We start from the raw sequence: 17255 nt of genomic DNA, 5'->3' as shown, positions 1-17255 counted from the left end.
AGCCTCAGCTAGGGCGACGGCAGATCGTATCGTGTTACGATTGCAATGCCGTTTTCGATCTCGATTTCGATAACTTCATTAATCAGGAATTCCTCTGGGCCAAGATCCTCGAGGAGAGCATCGAAGAGCTCTCTCTGTTTTTCAGGCCCGACCTGAGGGACGACGATAATCAGGCCGGCGTGAACCGGTTCTTTGGCATAGAGCTTCCTGAAGTCCTTAGCATTGTTGGTGACGAAGGTGAAATCCTCATCGATAATGAGCGGCATGAGGTCCCAGTCGGTTTCGCCGCTTAGCCCAAGCCAGTTGACGTGGTTTGCTTCATGTCCGCGTTCTTGGGCTACCGCAACCAGAGACGTGTGCAGGCACTCATCGATCAGAAACCTCACGAGGTCACACGCGTCTCGACCTGGCCGACGGACCTGGGTCGCCCTTCAAAACCACGCGCTTCGACGACTTTATTTTCACGCCCTGCTCGACCAGCTTCTTAGGCCGCCCACGAACCGGGTGCGCGGCGACCCACATTCTGGCGAGCTCAATCACGCGCGGCGTTAGCTTCGGATATCCCTCCAGAACCTCCGCTTCATCTGCGCCCTGCGCTAGCATCGTCGTGATCATACGAACAGGGATGCGGGTTCCTTTGAAGACAGGCTCTCCGCCCATCACCCCTTTAACGCGGCCGATGGCGGCCTCCGCTTCATCAAGATCCACGATGCGCGCTTTGAGCTGTTTACGTGCCTCGGCGACGTCGACGATCAGCAGGTCGTCGGCCCTTACGGTCTTGGCCCTTGGGGCAGCTTTGATTTCCTCGAACAGGCGGTAGCGACGATCAGCGGGCAATGTCGCACCCACGCCATACCAAAGCTTGAGCCGCAGCAAATCCTCGCCGGTCAATGCCCGTCGGACGACCCCACCGATGCGCCGAGCAGTGCTTGGCACAGTATCGACAATGCGTTTGTCGATCGCATTGTGCACGGCCTTGATTCCTATCCCGCTGACGGCGGCTGCCTCTGCGGGGGTGTAGATGCGAGCAAGTGTGCCCATTATTCTTCTCCTTATAAAGAATAATATAGGCCGTTTGACCCCCTCCGTAAAGGCACGCGTCTTTGGAATCACGGCGGTTAGCAAAGGCGGTGGTGAGCCGAGAGGCCTCACAAACCCTTGGGGCTCGAGATGGCAGACTCGGCGCAGTATAATTGCGCTAACTATCGAATTTGCAGTTGGCGACAAACGACACACGAGTTCGTCGCGGACTTTTAACTCTGCGAAGGCGCGTCTTCGAGCGCTTTGAAACCCTACACCCATCTGCAGGCCATCTGTATCAAGCTTTGGACCAAAACCGTTTCCATCGCTCACGAGCGTTCTCTCTGGGGGTCTCAAGTGGGGCTTGCCCATGGCCACGAATTTTTGGGCGACAGCGGTGCAGAGGCCGCATACCGCTGCCTGCTTGACGTCGCTGACCGTGTCCATGTCCGAAATTTGCCTACAAATTTCGGACGCCCTTGGGCGCGCTAGATTCGCTATGGAAAGCTGGAAGCACTCGCAAGCCCGGTGGCCACAGCGTCTGCAGCGCCAAGCTATTCCTCCGTATCCAAACCCGCATCCTCATGGCCACTAGCCAACTCTGGCATAATTTCACCAGCAAGCAGCTCATCTCTGCTCAGCAGCCCGGCATCCTCGAGCGCCTCGCAGTCCGGGAGATCGCGAAGCGTGTCGAGGCCGAACTCGAGCAGGACGCTTTTGTCGTCACATAGGTGTAGGGAGCGCCGGGCGTCGGACTGCGCGGGTTCGACGCGATCAGGCCGGTGCCGCAGATGGCCGATCAGGTCGCGACTGATTACTTCCCGAAAACCGACGACAATTCGGCGCGGGTAATCGGCTGGAAGTGCCGATGCACATCAGCATCAGCACGTCCGACCACGTCAGGTCCACGGCACGCCCGCTGCTTCCGCAGGCGCGGATGGCATCGGCATAGGCCGGCCGTGTCAGGTGCTTCCAGCCGCCGGCGACAGCGACGAGGTCATAGGGCCGTCCGCGCAGCTCTCGGATGTCGTCGATGAGAAGGTCACGGGCGAGCTCGCGGGAGAGACTGCACCGCAAGCGCGTCCCGCGCGCGCGAACTGCTCGATCAACTGATCTCAGACGACGACGAATCTCGTCCAGATTCCAAAAGCGGTGGCCGCAGCGGCGCTTTGCGGGCTCGCGTTACCACAGATCGCAGAACTGTGATCTCGCCTTGTGCCCGAGACCGCAATCTGGGCTCGCGACGAAGCATATCGCTTGCGATCATCAAAGGACGCGTCGACGCCGTCGGTTGCCTTTTCCACCGCCGCCTCACACATCGTGTTGGGGCTGAAGAGCTACCTGCAAATCCTCGCAACGGGCGCGGCCGCATCCTTGATTTTACAAATTGACACGTCTTGGTTTTTAGAAAATGCCACGTGCGATGATGGCGCCAAAAAAAAATGTCACGCGAGATGATCATGCCTGAGGTAAATGGTCCGCCAAAGTTGGGAAAGGTATACCGGTTGAATGGTGGATAGGTACGCCGGATAAAAAGGGCTTCGGGTTCCGGAAGACGAACTAATCGACGGATAGGCGCTGCTCGTGAGGGAAACTGCATGCGCATTACGGTTATGACCATCCAGGGATGTCGGATATGATCTTGAATAGTGACATTGCAGGCCAAAGAGCGGCCGAGAAGCTAGCAGAGGGCCTGAAATCGCAGGGCAAGCAGCAATACGAAGAAAGGTCGAGGGAACGCGAACGAGATGTGTCTCGTTAGGTCGCACGTTGCACCAGGGGTGCGTCGGAAGGCACTCCGCCGTGTCCTGAAGAGGTAGCCTGCACTTGAGAATAGCCACGGTGGTACCTTATTTTCGGCTGTGAAGCACACGAGACCCGCGACGTGAGACCCAGTTGCTCAATACCCAGTTGCTGGGTGAGCGTGCATGACTGCCAACGGAAGGTCTTGCACGCACCCTCGCGATCTTGAGCAATGGTCGCCATGACTTTCTTCTTGCAGGCTTTTGAGTGGCCCAGCCTGCAATCACCAGACCCCACCGACTCTAAAGAGCGTGGCAGACGGGATAGTCGAGGTTGCCCGGCACAATTACGCTCAAGGCTTGCGCCGCCCAGAGGACACGCTGAAAAGGCAGCATGGGCGCGCAAGCACGCCATTCACGAGAGGTTCGACATGAAGACTATGCAAGAAAAAGACATTCCGGCATTCGTGCAAGCAGTTGTGGAGGCCGGCTGCAACATTTGCGCGATTGGCAACTTGGGATATGTCTTTGGCGATGCTGATTTGACGCCGGCGCAACGGAGGTCCGTCGAGCCACAGCTGCGCAGGATTGCTGAGATCTACGGCGAACGCGATCATCTCATGGACGAGATAGCTGTATATCTGCGGTCGATCGGACGCCATGTCGAGGTTGAGCCGAAGACAGGTGTTTCCTGATGGCCGCGATCGATCGCGTTCCGTAGTCGCCATTTCTATTGGGTAACGAGCAGCCGTCTTCCAACCTCTGAAACAAAAAAGAGGTGACCCCCAAAGGCCGCTCTCGAGACCGCAAGTCTGAGCCGCTAACGCATTGCGATAACCAGGCTGTCCGAACTGGGCGTCGATGCCTTCCTCGACCAGGTCGCGGTAGGCGGCGATCTCATCTACCGCATGCATAGCCAAGCCAGAGAAGTTTTCGGCAGCGGAATTCTCGGTCGCTTCCCCTTTTATGACTAGAGGGTGCGGCCGATCCGGCCGCGACGATCTCGCAGGGATTGCCATATACGGCAACACGAACACCGGCGGATCAATACTCGGATAATGGCGGCCGGCTATGTAGCGATCGATCGCGCACCAACATATCAATGCAATAGCTTAGTTGCTTTCAAAGGCGGGTCTCTACGAACTGCAAGCAAGCTAAACGATTGCGTCAACTCTTCCTCGCAGAGCGAAAACTCCGCGCCCACGCGATTTCTCTGCTGGAACAGCGGCACATCCTCAGCGCCAGGACACGGCCGCCGCCGTCGGGTTTTACGAAGCCGGTGATTGCATAAGTTGCCCGCAAGATATCATTGGTATCGGGAACGCCGCCGATGCCGCATCCTGAATAGAGCGGCCGCTTGCACCTGCCAGCCCGACGACCAGATCATATCTGCAACTCCATCTACCTGGACGTGGTGCAAATCACCTCGCTGAAGCCGCAAATCGTCGCCTTCGACCAGGATAACCACATCCGTGACCGCCTGAGCTACTCGGTCGATCTCGACGCACATGGCCGATACAGTTTTTCCATCCTTCACGAAGCGAATGAGACTTTGGCCATTCCAGCCCTGGTCTACGGGGCGTGACTTGTCCCCGATGCATGCGCGAGCTCTCCGCTCGGCCGGCCGCCGGACGTCGCCACCGGCCGAAGGCGCCCGAAGGCGCCCGAAGGCGCTTGACAAAGCAGCACCGGCCCATTCAACTTGAGGCATTCACCAGGGGAGTCCCGGTAAGGGGCTGAGATACTGCTGGCTTTCGCGGCGCAGTGACCCGTTGAACCTGATCCAGTTCATACTGGCGTAGGGACGGTGCAAGCGCTTTGCGGGAGTTTACGCCCGAGGTCCTGCTGCAGCAGGTCTACAGAAGCGTCTTTTCATCCTTCCGGCACAGAACTGGGTCTCCAATGCATGAGCAAAGGAGCCTCACGATGAATGCCCTCACCCCCGCCGTGTCGACGGGACCACTGCCCGCCTCGCGGAAAATCCACAAGCCCGGCGTCCTCTACCCGCAGATCAGGGTGCCGATGCGCGAGATTTCCGTCCATCCGACGGCCGGCGAACCGCCCGTCACCGTCTACGATCCGTCCGGCCCCTACACCGATCCATCAGTCCAAACCAGCATCGAAAAAGGCCTTGCCCGGCTTCGCCACGAATGGGTCACGGCGCGTTGCGATGTCGAAGCCTATGACGGCCGCCACGTCCGGCCGGAAGACAATGGATTCGCCACCGGCGAGCGCCTGACACCGGAATTTCCGATACGCAATCGGCCGCTCAAGGCCAAGCAGGGCAAGGCGGTGACCCAACTTGCCTATGCGCGCGCCGGCATCATCACGCCAGAAATGGAGTTCGTAGCCATCCGCGAGAATCTCGGCCGCGAGGTGATGCGCGGCAAGCTGCAACGCGACGGCGAAGCCTTCGGCGCGGCGATCCCAGATTTCGTCACACCCGAATTCGTGCGCGACGAGGTGGCGCGCGGACGCGCAATCATTCCCGCCAACATCAATCATCCCGAGAGCGAACCGATGATCATCGGGCGAAATTTCCTGGTGAAGATCAACGCCAACATCGGTAACTCGGCTGTCACATCGTCGATGGCCGAAGAGGTCGAAAAGATGGTGTGGGCGATCCGCTGGGGCGCCGATACGGTGATGGACCTGTCGACCGGCCGCAACATCCACAACATCCGCGACTGGATCGTGCGCAATGCACCGGTGCCGATCGGCACGGTGCCGCTCTATCAGGCGCTCGAAAAGGTCGGCGGCATCGCCGAGGACCTCAACTGGGAGGTCTATCGCGACACGCTGATCGAGCAGGCCGAGCAAGGCGTCGACTATTTCACCATCCACGCCGGCGTGCGGCTGCACTACATACCGCTGACCGTCGACCGGGTCACGGGCATCGTCTCGCGCGGCGGCTCGATCATGGCCAAATGGTGCCTGCACCATCACCGGGAGAGCTTCCTCTACGAGCATTTCGAGGAGATCTGCGACATCGCCAGAGCCTATGACGTTTCCTTCTCGCTCGGCGACGGCCTTCGTCCCGGTTCAATCGCCGATGCGAACGACGCGGCGCAATTCGCCGAACTGGAAACACTTGGAGAACTCACCAAGATTGCCTGGGCAAAGGACTGCCAGGTGATGATCGAAGGCCCGGGCCATGTCCCCATGCACAAGATCAGGCAGAACATGGACAAGCAGCTCGCAGTGTGCGGTGAGGCGCCGTTCTACACGTTGGGGCCGCTGACGACCGACATCGCGCCGGGCTATGACCACATCACCTCAGGGATAGGTGCCGCCATGATAGGCTGGTTCGGCACCGCAATGCTTTGCTACGTCACGCCGAAAGAGCATCTCGGCCTTCCCGACCGCAACGACGTCAAGATTGGGGTGATCACTTACAAGATAGCCGCCCATGCAGCCGATCTGGCGAAGGGCCATCCGGCAGCGAAAACCAGGGATGATGCCCTTTCGCGCGCGCGCTTCGAGTTCCGCTGGGAGGACCAGTTCAACCTGTCGCTCGACCCCGAAACCGCACGGTCCTTCCACGACCAGACCTTGCCCAAGGAGGCGCACAAGCTGGCACATTTCTGTTCGATGTGCGGGCCGAAATTCTGCTCCATGCGCATTTCCCACGACATCCGTGCCGAGGCTCAGAAGGAAGGCATGGCGGCAATGGCGGCAAAATACCGGGAGGGCGGCGATCTCTACATGCCGGCGGACGAGACTGGCGTACCGGTCGTGCCGGAGGCTCCCAAACCATCATGAGGGTGCTCGTCAAAGGGGCCGGCGTTGCCGGCCTCACCGTCGCTTTCGAACTCGCCGCCCGCGGCGCGACGGTCACAGTCGCCGAGATGCGGCATGGCCTTGGCGGCAACGCGTCGTGGTTCGCCGGCGGCATGCTGGCGCCATGGTGCGAGCGCGAAAGCGCGGAGCAGCCGGTGCTGGATCTCGGACGCGACGCTGCCGACTGGTGGGATGCGGTGCTGTCGGGTCAGGTGACACGGGCCGGGACATTGGTCGTGGCCGCGCCGCGTGATGCCGGTGAGCTTGACCGGTTCGCCAGTCGCACGTCAGGGCATAGGCGCGTCGATGAAAACGAAATTGCGCTCCTGGAACCCGACCTCGCCGGCCGCTTCCGGCGTGGATTGCTCTTCCCCAACGAGGCTCACCTCGACCCACGCCAGGCGATGGCGGCACTTCATGACAACCTTGCGACCATGGGTGTCAAATTCCACTTCGGCTGCGACGCCCGGCCTGTTTCGGGTTTCGCCCGTCAGATAGACTGCATGGGAATGGCAGCGGCCGATGACAGGCTGCGCGGTGTTCGCGGCGAAATGCTGATCCTTCGCACGCCTGATGTCTCGCTGTCGCGGCCGGTCCGTTTGCTTCATCCACGCTTTCCGCTTTATGCCGTGCCGCGCACCGATCACCGTTTCATGATCGGAGCGACGATGATTGAAAGCCAGAGCGCCGGACCGGTGACGGCGCGTTCCATGATGGAGCTGCTGGGCGCCGCCCATGCCCTCCATCCGGCCTTTGGTGAGGCCGAGATCGTTGAAACCGGTGTGGGTGTCCGTCCGGCATTTCCCGACAATTTGCCACGCGTCGAAACAGACGGTGAGATCATCGCGATCAACGGTCTTTATCGTCACGGTTTTCTCCTCGCCCCCGCCATGGCGCGCCAGGCTGCCGGCCTGGTTTTCAGTCAAGACAGAACCAAGGAGCATGCTCATGAAACTGATGGTCAACGGCGAGGCGCGTGAGATTGCCGCCACCACGCTGGCCGAGTTGCTTGCCGCGCTCGACTATGAGGGCGATTGGCTCGCCACCGCCGTCAACGGCGACCTCGTGCACAAAGCCAACCGCACGGAGTTCCAGTTGAGCGACGGCGACCGGATCGAAATCCTCTCGCCCATGCAGGGCGGCTAGCATGTTGGAGCTTTATGGAACCGAGCTTTCGTCGCGCCTGCTTCTCGGCACCGCTCAATATCCTTCGCCGGCCATCCTTGCCGATGCAGTCAAGGCGTCGGGCACGTCGGTGGTGACCGTCTCGTTGCGGCGTGAGATGGCGGGCGGTAGAGCCGGCGAACAATTCTGGTCGTTGATCCGCTCGCTGGGCGCCAGAATCCTGCCCAATACCGCCGGCTGCCTCTCCGTCAAGGAAGCCGTCACCACCGCGAAAATGGCGCGCGAGGTCTTCGGCACCAACTGGATCAAGCTCGAAGTGATCGGCAATCACGACACGCTACAGCCGGATGTGTTCGGTCTGGTTGAAGCCGCCCGCATCCTGTGCGAGGACGGCTTTGCGGTATTCCCCTATACCACCGACGATCTCGTTGTCGCCGAGCGGCTGCTGGAAACGGGCTGCAAGGTCCTGATGCCGTGGTGCGCACCGATCGGTTCCGCCTTGGGACCGGTCAACATGACGGCGCTGCGCTCGATGCGCGGATATTTCCCTGGCGTCCCGCTGATTGTGGATGCGGGGCTCGGACGGCCGTCGCACGCGGCCACCGTCATGGAACTCGGCTTTGACGCCGTGCTCCTGAACACAGCGGTCGCCAAGGCGGCATATCCGGTCGGCATGGCGCGTGCTTTCGGTAAGGCGGTCGACGCCGGTCGTGAGGCGTTCAGTTCGGGAATGCTCGAACCGCGCGACGTCGCCGTGCCATCGACACCGATGGTCGGCAGGGCCGTTTTTTCATGAAGCTCGATCCCTTTTATCTGATCGTCGACAGCGCTGCCTGGATCGAACGGCTGGTCCCACTCGGAGTCCGGCTTCTGCAACTGCGCATCAAGACCGTGGATGAGGCTGGGTTGCGCGCGGAGATCCGCACCGCGAAGGCCTTGTGTGCTCGATACCAGTGCCAACTCATCGTCAACGACCACTGGCGCCTGGCAATCGAGGAAGGCTGCGACTTCATACATCTCGGCCAGGAGGATTTGCAGACCGCTGACCTCTTGGCGATACGGGCAGCCGGCGTAAGGCTCGGACTGAGCACACATGATCATCAGGAGCTGGAAACGGCGATGGCCGCCGAGCCTGACTACATAGCGCTTGGACCCATCTATCCGACCATCCTGAAGAAGATGAAATGGGCGCCGCAAGGGGTCGAACGGATCAGCGAATGGAAGCGCCAGGTCGCGCCGTTTCAATTGGTCGCCATTGGTGGCCTCAACCCTGAGCGGCTCGACGGTGTCTTTGCGGCTGGCGCGGACAGCGCGGCGGTGGTGACCGACATCACGCTCAACGACGACCCCGAGGCGCGCACGCGAGAATGGATCGAAAAGACGGACCAATGGCGCTGAGGCGAGAACCACATGTGCTTGTCGTCGGTGGATCGGACTCCAGTGGCGGTGCTGGAATTGCACGCGATATCGAGACGATCTCTGCCATTGGCGTGCGCACCTGTCTCGCCGTCACAGCGCTAACGGTGCAAACGCATGACGCCGTGATCGAAATCTATTATTCGCCACCTAGCCTGGTGGCCAATCAGATGTGCGCCGCGCTGCAGGCCAACGACGTGGCCACAATCAAGATCGGCATGCTGGCGACTGCCAAGATCATTGTTGCCGTTGCCGCAGTGCTGCGCAAATTTCCGCATGTCCCCGCAGTACTCGACCCTGTGCTGGCCTCCACCTCAGGCCGCGCACTTCTGCAAGCAGGCGCTATCGCTGCCATGAAGCGCGATCTTATGCCGCTTTGCTGCATTGTCACGCCCAACCTCCCTGAACTGGCGCTCCTTAGTGGCTCCGAACTGGCAGTGGATGAGGACGGAGCGCTCCAACAAGGAAAAAGACTGCTGGCCGCCGGCCCTCAAGCCCTGCTGATCAAGGGTGGGCATGCGTCGGGAACCCGGTCGACCGATATTCTGTTACGCTCCGGGCACGAACCCATCCGCTTCGATGCACCGCGCCTTGCCACATCGATGCGCGGGACAGGTTGCATGCTGGCCAGCGCGATTGCGGCGCATCTGGCGAAGCCGAAGCCGCTCGAAGACAGCGTGCGCGAAGGCAAGCTGTTTGTCTTGGAGAGGCTTCAGAAATGCCGGCTGAATAACCACAGCGTTCTGCGTCCAGCCAAGCAGACCCATTTTCCAGAATTTTTCCCGTAGCGAGACTAGAGAAGGGGCTACTGCTTCTCTATGCCATCCTCACAACGCGTTGAGTTTCTCACTGCCAATTATGCGACTTTCGAGGTGCAAATAGCGAATATCGAGTTCTTAGTGACAGAAACGACCGGAATTGGTTGCGTGGATCACCAGGTCGCTACCGATTGGGTCAGCGACTCAATAGAACGTCACATCTCTGTCCACACTCGAGCTTATTTGCCGCAAACGCGTCGAGCCCCGCGTCAATCGGTCTTATAATAGTATCCGGGGCAGCTCCAAAGCTGTGGCATCGGCTACCCGCCGGCCGTGGCGCTTGCTGTTCGAGCGTCGGACGCCGCCTGCCATTGAACATCTGATGGGCTATTGGGTGGCGGCGACACACTCATCCAGGTGCAACTGGCTTTTTCAACTCGGGAACCAGCAGAAGCCTTCGCTGCGTCGCAACATTTGGATTATGTCGTACAGCCCGATCTTCCAGAGAAAACAAGACCTAACGTTCGAAACCTGTCACGCAACCAACCACCGAATGAAAGATCCAGCGTGCGATCGCAGGGAGGTAAGAATAACCGGTCTGGCTTTCCTATCGCCGGTCCAGGTTAAGACCAACGACGTCGTCACGACATCAACACAGTGCGCGAAGCGCTCGTATTCCTGAATCAGTGGCCAAAAGCGCGTCGGGGACCGGTATTCAGTTGCGCGGTGAGAAGCAGCAACGCAGCGATCGCCGGACAGATGACACCCGAGCAGGCGCGGCAAGCATTGTGGGATTTGCCAGGATTGCCGGCGTGCTGGCCAAATCTGATTTCGTCGTTGGTGGCGACTGATTTAAAGCTGCAGGAAGATCACCGCCGGTAACGCGTTGGCCCGCTGCTCGCCAAGACGGAAAGAACGCCGCCTTGTGAGTTCCAATAATGGGCGATGCGGGAATTGCACATGTCTGTGCCCATCTGTCCGGCCGAAATGCAAATGGCGTCACTGGCGAAGGTCAGCGAACGCGGCACGCAGGGCTGGATTCTTTTGACTTGCGGCAAGCCGACATAGGTGCTGGCTTGATGTCTCGGTCACTGCGACGTGTCATGCCGATTCATTCGTCAGCTACCATGACGATGCGGCGCGTCGCCTGCGATCAGTTGATCGAACCGCGGTGCAATTCGGGACGCTTCGTCGATCCCGACAGTTGCGCAAAGGGAAGCCAAATCAGCGACTAGAGGCAACGTGGCTACGGATTCGAAGGGACCCCGCTGTTGCCGAAGAGGTGACTGGTGGAATGTCAAAGATCACCTCGTGAAAGGCCATTTGGGGCCACCTAATGATAAAGCCGGATGCCGCTATCGGGTCCTGGCACGGGAATGACGGTCCGGCCCTACGGTGGATCGAGTTCGGTTAATGTAGCTTCGCAAGGAGGATGTGTTCCGGCGTCTGCCCGAACCCCTCTTTCTCGCATTCTGCGAGGTTGCGCGATCGGGCCGCTCGGTCTCTGTGCTGATCGCCCCTCCTGTTGCCATCGATCGATTCCGCTTCCGGTGCGCACGCACGTGTCGCGCGTGGCAATCATGCAAGGTCGTGAATCATAGGAGGATGTACATGCTTTTGTCGGATTTCGGCCGCATCGGGTTCGATCCGTTTGTGGAAATGCGGCGCATGCAACAGGAAGTAAACCAGCGTTTGGCCGGGCTGACCGCCAGCGCCGCTCAGGAGTTTCCGCCGATCAATCTTTGGACTGGCGAGGACAGCGTGGCGGTGGCCGCGGAACTGCCGGGGATATCACCTGACGAAATCGGCCTCACGGTGCGCGAGAACATTCTGACATTGAAGGGAACGCGCGAGCCTCGAACGGAGGACGAGAAATCCGTCTGGCACCGCCGTGAGCGCGCCTATGGGACCTTCTCCCGGACAGTGCAATTGCCATTCCGCGTCGACCCGGAACGGGTCGAGGCGCGTTTCGCCAACGGGCTGCTCGAAGTCGAGTTGCACCGGCCGGAGGCGGATCGGCCGAAGAAGATCCAGATCAAGGGATAGAGGGAGGCAAGCATGGCTCAGGAACGCGGATCGGCCGTCGCACCATGCTGCTCAATGCCCGCAAGGTGCTTTACGACCATAGTTCGGCCATCACCATCCTTCTCGCCTTCAATGACATAACGGCCCGTCGTATCATCGAGCGGGAGAAGGAAGAACTGCTCGGTCGCACCGAAGACCTGCTTCGGCAGAAAGACGTCCTGCTGCGCGAGATGGAGCATCGGGTTGCCAACAGCCTGCAGATCATTGCCTCGATCCTGTTGCTGAAGGCACGCTCGGTGACGTCGGAAGAGACGCGCCAGCATCTCAAGGACGCCCATCAGCGCGTTCTGTCCGTGGCCGAGGTGCAACGCCATCTCCACACCTCCGCCGGCGTCGACGAGATCGATGTCGGCTCTTACCTACCGAAATTGTGCAGCAGCCTCGCCTCGTCGATGGTCGGCGAAGCCCAGCCGATCACGGTCACCGTAATGGCCGAAGGCGGCAGGATAGATTCGCAAAGGGCAGTCAGTCTGGGACTAATTGTCACCGAACTCGTGCTCAACGCCATCAAATATGCTTTCCCCAAGAAGAGAACCGGCGCTCGCATCCAGGTGAGCTACGAGACCGCGGGCAGTGACTGGAAACTGACGGTTTCGGACAATGGCGTCGGCAAGATCGCCAACGACGTACCGGCTACCGGACTTGGAACAGCCATCGTCGAAGCACTGGTGAAACAACTGGAGGCCAGGGTGGAGATTATCAGCGATATTGACGGCACCAGCGTGTCGGTCACCCGGGCGACGTTCACCTCGCGCGTGCCGCGAGCGGCGTAAAAACCGTTACTACGATGCTGCCTTCCGGACATCGCCTGATGTCCAGGGGATCTTCTGCCGCCACGGCCTTGTCCCCGGAGCGCAGGACTGCCAGTCGCATCGCATAAGCCGAAACCTCTCAGTCGGTTGAGGGCGCTTCCGATGGCCAAGATCCGCTTTTTTGGCGTTCAGCCGGTGGGACCAAGCTCTGAAGCTGACGCTGCGCAGGTCTTTGCGTGGATGACTCGGTGCGGTCGGTAAACTCGAAGTGGCGGTTGTGTGCGTCAAGTTCTGCAAAATGGGGCGGCCACGATGCTGGTCATGCGGCTTGGCGTAGAGCGAGCTTCTTGTGCTCGCGCAGGTCGTCAATGTTGATGTAGGGCCTCCATCCAGTTTTCGTTGGTTTCGACAGCCGGCGCCCTGACGAGGCGCAGGCAGCTTTCGGCGTTGGGGAAGATGCGCACGACATAGGTGCGCCGGCGGATTTCCTCATTGAGCCGTTCAAGCATGTTGGTGCTCTTGAGATGCTTGTGATGCTGGCGCGGCAGGCAAAAGAAGGTCAGCGTGCGCTCGATGGTCTCCTCCACCGTCGTCCATCTCGGCCTCGAGCACCTCCTGCATCACCGCACGGATCATTTCGTGAAGTCCGTCCGGGTCTGAAAGCAGAATGTCTTTGACGGCAGCGCTGGCGGTCTTACTTTCAATCTTGGTCATGGTGGCGTTCCTTCGCGGGAATCGGCGACATGAACAATCACCAGATCCCATGGCGACGGATGGATAGCGGCGCGTGCTCTGGCAGAGTGACGCTGCTAACAAACACCCCGCGGAGGAACACCATGCATGTAGTGGCCGACCGATCCGAAACTCTGACTGCTATCCGGACTGGTCTGGGCGCAATCTTCGTATCGCTGGAGCTCAGCCGTTCAACCTGGCTGATCTCGTCGTTGTCGCCAGGTGGCGGCGAGAAGTTGTCGAAACACAGTGTCCCCAGTGGTGATTTATCCGCCTTGTTCCGTCGCTTCGATAGCGTGCGAGAGAAGGCAAGAGCACGCATGGGGCCAGACTTCCCCGTCGTCGCTATCCAGGAAGCCGGGCTCGATGGCTCCTGGATCCATCGGGTTCTGAGCAAGGCGGGGATCGAGAGCTACGTCGTTGATCCCGCTTCTATCGCAGTGTCTCGTCGCAGTCGCCGAGCCAAAACCGATAAGATCGATGGTGAAACGCTCGTCTCTCCTTGCCTTCAAGCGAGGCGAACCGCGCATATGTGCAATGGTCAAAGAGCCAACACCGGAGCAGGAGGATCGCCGGCGTATCTGTCGTGAACGCAAGGTACTGACGACCGAACGGGTATATAAAACGCCGCTCACTCAGAATGGTCTCGTCGCCCGAGCCCAGCGGCCGTAGGCGGGATGTTGGTGCAGCCGTGAAGAGCAGCGACCGAATGTGAGGTTGATCTGCTCGGTTACGAGCAGAGTCCTGCAAGTCGGGTTCAACCTGGATCCCATAATCGATATGACAAGCTAATCCCACTTTGACCGGCGCTCAGCACACCTAATTTCGAGCCGCGCCGACCTACACACCCGCTATCGACATGATCCGAGTGGCGGCCTGAACTAGGCCGGCAAACTCATGTTCGTTGGCACTGTTTTTCGCTTGCATCCCGGTTAGGCGGGGACAGACGCCCTACTGCGACGCCTGCCCGGCTTGTCCGTGTCTCGCTCGCCTGACGTTTCGGGTTCGGTCTCAATGATCTCGCCCGCCACCACGGCGCGGGTCCGCTCCAGCATCGCGGGGATGTCCCGCGCGGGCAGCGGGCGGCTGAGCAGGAAGCCCTGCGCCTCGGTGCAGCCTTCTCTTCGGACCCGTTCCAGCTGCTCCACGGTCTCGACGCCCTCGGCGGTGGTCTGCATCCCGAGGCTGTTGCCGAGGCTCGTGACCGCTCGAATGATGGCGACGGAACTGTCGATATCTCCGGCGTCCGTGATGAAGGATTGATCGATCTTGATCTTGTCGAATGGGAACGAGCGCAGATAGCTCAAGCTCGAATATCCGGTTCCGAAGTCGTCCATCGCGATATGAACGCCGAGCATGTGGATATGTTGCAGCATCGAGAGAGTCGCCTGGCTGTTGGCCAGCAGCACTGTCTCGGTGATCTCAAGCTCAAGCCGGCTGGGGGGCAGTCCCGAGATATCCAATGCCTCGACGATGGTGGAGAGCAAGCGCGCGTTGCGAAATTGCGCCGGGCACAGATTGACGGCGACCTTGATGCTACCGGGCCAGCTTGCCGCGTCGAGACAGGCTTGCTTGATAACCCATTCACCGATCGGGACGATGAGGCCGATGTCCTCGGCCAGCGGGATGAATTCTCCCGGGGATACGATGCCGCGCGTCGGGTGATGCCAGCGCAGCAGCGCCTCGAAGCAGCTGACCTCGCCGCGGTCGAGATTGAGGAGCGGTTGGTAGTAGATTTCGAACTGCTGCCGCACCACCGCTTCGCGCAGGTCGAGTTCGAGAAACCGCCGCGCCTGCATGCGCGCATCCATTTCCGGTTCGAAGAACCTGTAGGTTCCGCGGCCTTCCGCCTTCGCCCGGTAGAGCGCCATGTCGCCGGTCTTGAGAAGTTGGTCGGCGTCAATGCCATCGTCCGGCGCGATCGAGATGCCGATGCTGGCGCTGATCATAACCCCGTGGCCATCGACGACATAAGGTGCGCTCAGCCCATCAATGACCCGTTGGGCAAGAGCTGTCGCCTCGACCGGCTGATCAACCGCGGTTTGAATGATCACGAACTCATCGCCGCCGAGCCTTGCCACGGTGTCGCCTTCACGGGCCACCTGTTTCAGTCTGGCGGCGACCTCCTTCAGCAAGGCGTCGCCAACCGGGTGCCCCAGCGTGTCGTTGACCATCTTGAAATGATCGAGATCGAGGCAGTGGAAAGCAATCTTGCTACCATCACGCCGCATCTCGACCAAAGCCTCCTCGGCGCGTTCGCGGAACAATATGCGATTTGGAAGCTCGGTAAGTCCGTCGTGGCGCGCCATGTATGAAATCTTGGCTTCGCTCCGCCGCAAGTCGGTCACGTCATGGTGAGTGGCAAGCCACCCGCCGCCCGGCAGTGGCTGATGGATGAGGTCGATGGTGCGTCCGTCCCTGAGTTCCACCAGGCTCACCGTCCGCTCTGCGCGATCGATGGTCTCCGTCAGCTGCTGCACATACTTTTCCGGGTCATGGCCGGCATAGAGGCCCGCCGCGATCCGGAACCGCATCAAATCGATCCACGGCGTGCCGGGACGAGTCAGGGGCTCCGGCACATGGTAGAGATCGGCGTAGCTTTGGTTGCACAGAACCAGCCGCCTCTCCGCATCGAACATGCAAAGCCCTACGGGCATATTGGCGGCGGCCGCGGCCAATTGCTGCCGCTCCAGCTCGGCTTCTCGGGCCAAGGCATCGCTGCGCTCCAGGCTGGCCCGGTAGCCGGCAAAGGCCGAGAACAGCACTCCAACCTCGTCCTGCCGATCCCTTTTCAGCGCAATGAGACTCGAACGGCGCTCGCCCTGCGCCAAGCAACGCATCGCCTCGGTCACGGCGAGGATCGGCTTGCTGACATTGTGGCGTATCCAGGCGACAAGCCCACCAAGACACCCGGCGGCAAAAAGAACTGCCAGCCAAGTCAATCTTTGCGCAACGGTGTAGGTCCTGTCCGCCATCACCGCCGCGGCCGTGCTGCGCTCGTTGGTGAGGGCCAGCAGGTCGTCCAATCGCTGCGTGGCGGCGGCAACGGTCGGGAGCGATACCGTCTCGAACTCCTTGACAGCCATTGTTCGCCCTCCTGTTTCGAGGAGCGGGAAAATCGATGTCAGGGAATCTTCGTAGGCCGTCCATAGGTTGACGAACTGGTCGAACAGCTGCTGCTCGGCCAGCGATCCGGCACTCCGGCGATAGGCGCGCCGACCTTGCAGTATTTCGTCGCTTTCCCTCGCCATCTCCTTCTCAATGCCGGCTATCTGCGCAGCCTCGGCAGTGCGCACGCGCAACGTCGCATAGAGCTGGTGTTCCGCGAGGTTGCGCTTCATCTCGCCGACGATCTGGACCTGGGGCAACCAAACGCTGGTGATCTCGCTCGTGACCTTGTTGAGTGATCGCAGTTGCGCGACCCCAAATACTCCCACGGCCACGACGCACAGCAGCGCCAGCCCAAAGCCCAACGAGAGCTTGGTCCCGACGCTAATGTCCTTTAGCCCTCTCATCTAGAAAACTGCAAACGCAAGACCAGTCCTCGTCAAATAGCATCGAGCTTTAGCGAATAGTAAAAGTATTCCTAGTGTCGCGTCTAAGGTATTAATGCTGGCTTAAGACTGCGTAATCCCCTAGAGGATCGACCAAACCACGTTGTAAAAGGCCGGCGGATGAAGCTCACCGATTTCCATATGATCCGATGACGGGCCTACAATGAGATCGAGGTGCTCGCACCTAGTCTTGGAAGCCGCTTGCAGCTTCTTTCACCGCACCGTGGGATCGGCCTTCGATCCCCTTCGAATGTAGCGAGGCCAGCCCATATTATGCACGACGATGGGGCT

The 17255-nt window shown here is 60.0% G+C and carries 14 protein-coding genes, 4 pseudogenes and 1 riboswitch; of the genes and pseudogenes, 12 read left to right on the top strand and 6 right to left on the bottom strand.

Annotated features, from left to right (window positions below; all coding sequences use genetic code 11):
* Positions 1 to 8: 8 nt before the first annotated feature.
* From EN853_RS23150 to EN853_RS34720, 3 genes and pseudogenes are all read right to left on the bottom strand, one after another.
* The gene (locus tag EN853_RS23150) at positions 9 to 386 is read right to left on the bottom strand and encodes a DUF5615 family PIN-like protein (protein ID WP_126057625.1); all 378 of its coding nucleotides are present in this window, start codon (positions 384 to 386) and stop codon (positions 9 to 11) included.
* Positions 387 to 390: 4 nt separating this feature from the next.
* Positions 391 to 1041, bottom strand: coding sequence for a DUF433 domain-containing protein (locus EN853_RS23145; protein WP_126057624.1), 651 nt, complete (start codon positions 1039 to 1041; stop codon positions 391 to 393).
* Between the two features lie 533 nt (positions 1042 to 1574).
* Positions 1575 to 2097, bottom strand: a pseudogene (locus EN853_RS34720) (SMC-Scp complex subunit ScpB).
* Positions 2098 to 2995: 898 nt separating this feature from the next.
* Between EN853_RS34720 and EN853_RS35340 the strand changes: the two are divergent.
* The 11 genes and pseudogenes from EN853_RS35340 to EN853_RS23080 form a co-directional block, all read left to right on the top strand.
* Complete coding sequence (locus EN853_RS35340; RefSeq protein WP_306283303.1) at positions 2996 to 3457, top strand: hypothetical protein; 462 nt, start codon at positions 2996 to 2998, stop codon at positions 3455 to 3457.
* Positions 3458 to 4119: 662 nt separating this feature from the next.
* Positions 4120 to 4347: a hypothetical protein gene (locus tag EN853_RS23130; RefSeq protein ID WP_245454713.1), complete on the top strand. Its 228-nt coding sequence runs from the start codon at positions 4120 to 4122 to the stop codon at positions 4345 to 4347.
* A gap of 121 nt (positions 4348 to 4468) precedes the next feature.
* Positions 4469 to 4585: riboswitch (TPP riboswitch) on the top strand.
* A 103-nt stretch (positions 4586 to 4688) separates the two neighbouring features.
* A complete protein-coding gene (thiC, locus tag EN853_RS23125; protein WP_126063809.1) occupies positions 4689 to 6524 on the top strand; it encodes a phosphomethylpyrimidine synthase ThiC in 1836 nt (611 codons plus the stop codon).
* Positions 6521 to 7522: a glycine oxidase ThiO gene (gene thiO / locus EN853_RS23120; RefSeq protein ID WP_126057621.1), complete on the top strand. Its 1002-nt coding sequence runs from the start codon at positions 6521 to 6523 to the stop codon at positions 7520 to 7522. The genes thiC and thiO overlap by 4 nt, the downstream gene beginning before the upstream one ends.
* Positions 7491 to 7688, top strand: a complete 198-nt coding sequence (gene thiS, locus EN853_RS23115) for a sulfur carrier protein ThiS (protein ID WP_126057620.1) — start codon at positions 7491 to 7493, stop codon at positions 7686 to 7688. Before thiO ends, thiS begins: the two co-directional genes overlap by 32 nt.
* A gap of 1 nt (position 7689) precedes the next feature.
* Positions 7690 to 8463, top strand: coding sequence for a thiazole synthase (locus tag EN853_RS23110; protein WP_126057619.1), 774 nt, complete (start codon positions 7690 to 7692; stop codon positions 8461 to 8463).
* On the top strand, positions 8460 to 9065 hold the full coding sequence (locus tag EN853_RS23105) for a thiamine phosphate synthase (protein ID WP_126057618.1): 606 nt from the start codon (positions 8460 to 8462) through the stop codon (positions 9063 to 9065). The genes EN853_RS23110 and EN853_RS23105 overlap by 4 nt, the downstream gene beginning before the upstream one ends.
* Complete coding sequence (locus EN853_RS23100) at positions 9056 to 9871, top strand: hydroxymethylpyrimidine/phosphomethylpyrimidine kinase (RefSeq protein WP_126057617.1); 816 nt, start codon at positions 9056 to 9058, stop codon at positions 9869 to 9871. Before EN853_RS23105 ends, EN853_RS23100 begins: the two co-directional genes overlap by 10 nt.
* 627 nt (positions 9872 to 10498) lie before the next feature.
* Positions 10499 to 10723, top strand: a complete 225-nt coding sequence (locus EN853_RS23090) for a DUF982 domain-containing protein (protein WP_245454712.1) — start codon at positions 10499 to 10501, stop codon at positions 10721 to 10723.
* Positions 10724 to 11452: 729 nt separating this feature from the next.
* Positions 11453 to 11887, top strand: a complete 435-nt coding sequence (locus EN853_RS23085) for an Hsp20/alpha crystallin family protein (protein WP_167512181.1) — start codon at positions 11453 to 11455, stop codon at positions 11885 to 11887.
* Positions 11888 to 11916: 29 nt separating this feature from the next.
* A pseudogene (locus EN853_RS23080) lies at positions 11917 to 12699 on the top strand (sensor histidine kinase); the annotation flags it as partial.
* Between the two features lie 298 nt (positions 12700 to 12997).
* On the opposite strand, the pseudogene EN853_RS23075 reads toward EN853_RS23080, so the two are convergent.
* Together EN853_RS23075 and EN853_RS23070 are read right to left on the bottom strand one after the other, a co-directional pair.
* Positions 12998 to 13280 (bottom strand): annotated as a pseudogene (locus tag EN853_RS23075) (transposase); the annotation flags it as partial.
* A complete protein-coding gene (locus EN853_RS23070; RefSeq protein ID WP_126057615.1) occupies positions 13180 to 13392 on the bottom strand; it encodes a hypothetical protein in 213 nt (70 codons plus the stop codon). The gene EN853_RS23070 and the pseudogene EN853_RS23075, both read right to left, overlap by 101 nt.
* Positions 13393 to 13514: 122 nt before the next feature.
* Here EN853_RS23070 and EN853_RS34100 point away from each other — a divergent pair.
* Positions 13515 to 14028 (top strand): annotated as a pseudogene (locus tag EN853_RS34100) (transposase); the annotation flags it as partial.
* 314 nt (positions 14029 to 14342) lie between these two features.
* On the opposite strand, the gene EN853_RS23060 reads toward EN853_RS34100, so the two are convergent.
* Complete coding sequence (locus EN853_RS23060; RefSeq protein WP_126057614.1) at positions 14343 to 16925, bottom strand: EAL domain-containing protein; 2583 nt, start codon at positions 16923 to 16925, stop codon at positions 14343 to 14345.
* Between the last annotated feature and the right edge of the window lie 330 nt (positions 16926 to 17255).

The organism is Mesorhizobium sp. M1C.F.Ca.ET.210.01.1.1, assembly GCF_004791585.1.
In the GTDB taxonomy this organism is placed as follows: Bacteria; Pseudomonadota; Alphaproteobacteria; order Rhizobiales; family Rhizobiaceae; genus Mesorhizobium.
Note: the sequence above shows the minus strand (reverse complement) of the source record. Positions and strands in the feature narration are given on the sequence as shown.

What these genes read in the sequence shown, in the direction of transcription:
- EN853_RS23145 (WP_126057624.1), bottom strand. Translation starts at nt 1,041, where the DNA reads ATGGGCACACTTGCTCGCATCTACACCCCCGCAGAGGCAGCCGCCGTC.
- EN853_RS35340 (WP_306283303.1), top strand. Translation starts at nt 2,996, where the DNA reads ATGGTCGCCATGACTTTCTTCTTGCAGGCTTTTGAGTGGCCCAGCCTG.
- thiC (WP_126063809.1), top strand. Translation starts at nt 4,689, where the DNA reads ATGAATGCCCTCACCCCCGCCGTGTCGACGGGACCACTGCCCGCCTCG.
- thiO (WP_126057621.1), top strand. Translation starts at nt 6,521, where the DNA reads ATGAGGGTGCTCGTCAAAGGGGCCGGCGTTGCCGGCCTCACCGTCGCT.
- thiS (WP_126057620.1), top strand. Translation starts at nt 7,491, where the DNA reads ATGAAACTGATGGTCAACGGCGAGGCGCGTGAGATTGCCGCCACCACG.
- EN853_RS23110 (WP_126057619.1), top strand. Translation starts at nt 7,690, where the DNA reads ATGTTGGAGCTTTATGGAACCGAGCTTTCGTCGCGCCTGCTTCTCGGC.
- EN853_RS23105 (WP_126057618.1), top strand. Translation starts at nt 8,460, where the DNA reads ATGAAGCTCGATCCCTTTTATCTGATCGTCGACAGCGCTGCCTGGATC.
- EN853_RS23100 (WP_126057617.1), top strand. Translation starts at nt 9,056, where the DNA reads ATGGCGCTGAGGCGAGAACCACATGTGCTTGTCGTCGGTGGATCGGAC.
- EN853_RS23085 (WP_167512181.1), top strand. Translation starts at nt 11,453, where the DNA reads ATGCTTTTGTCGGATTTCGGCCGCATCGGGTTCGATCCGTTTGTGGAA.
- EN853_RS23070 (WP_126057615.1), bottom strand. Translation starts at nt 13,392, where the DNA reads ATGACCAAGATTGAAAGTAAGACCGCCAGCGCTGCCGTCAAAGACATT.
- EN853_RS23060 (WP_126057614.1), bottom strand. Translation starts at nt 16,925, where the DNA reads ATGAGAGGGCTAAAGGACATTAGCGTCGGGACCAAGCTCTCGTTGGGC.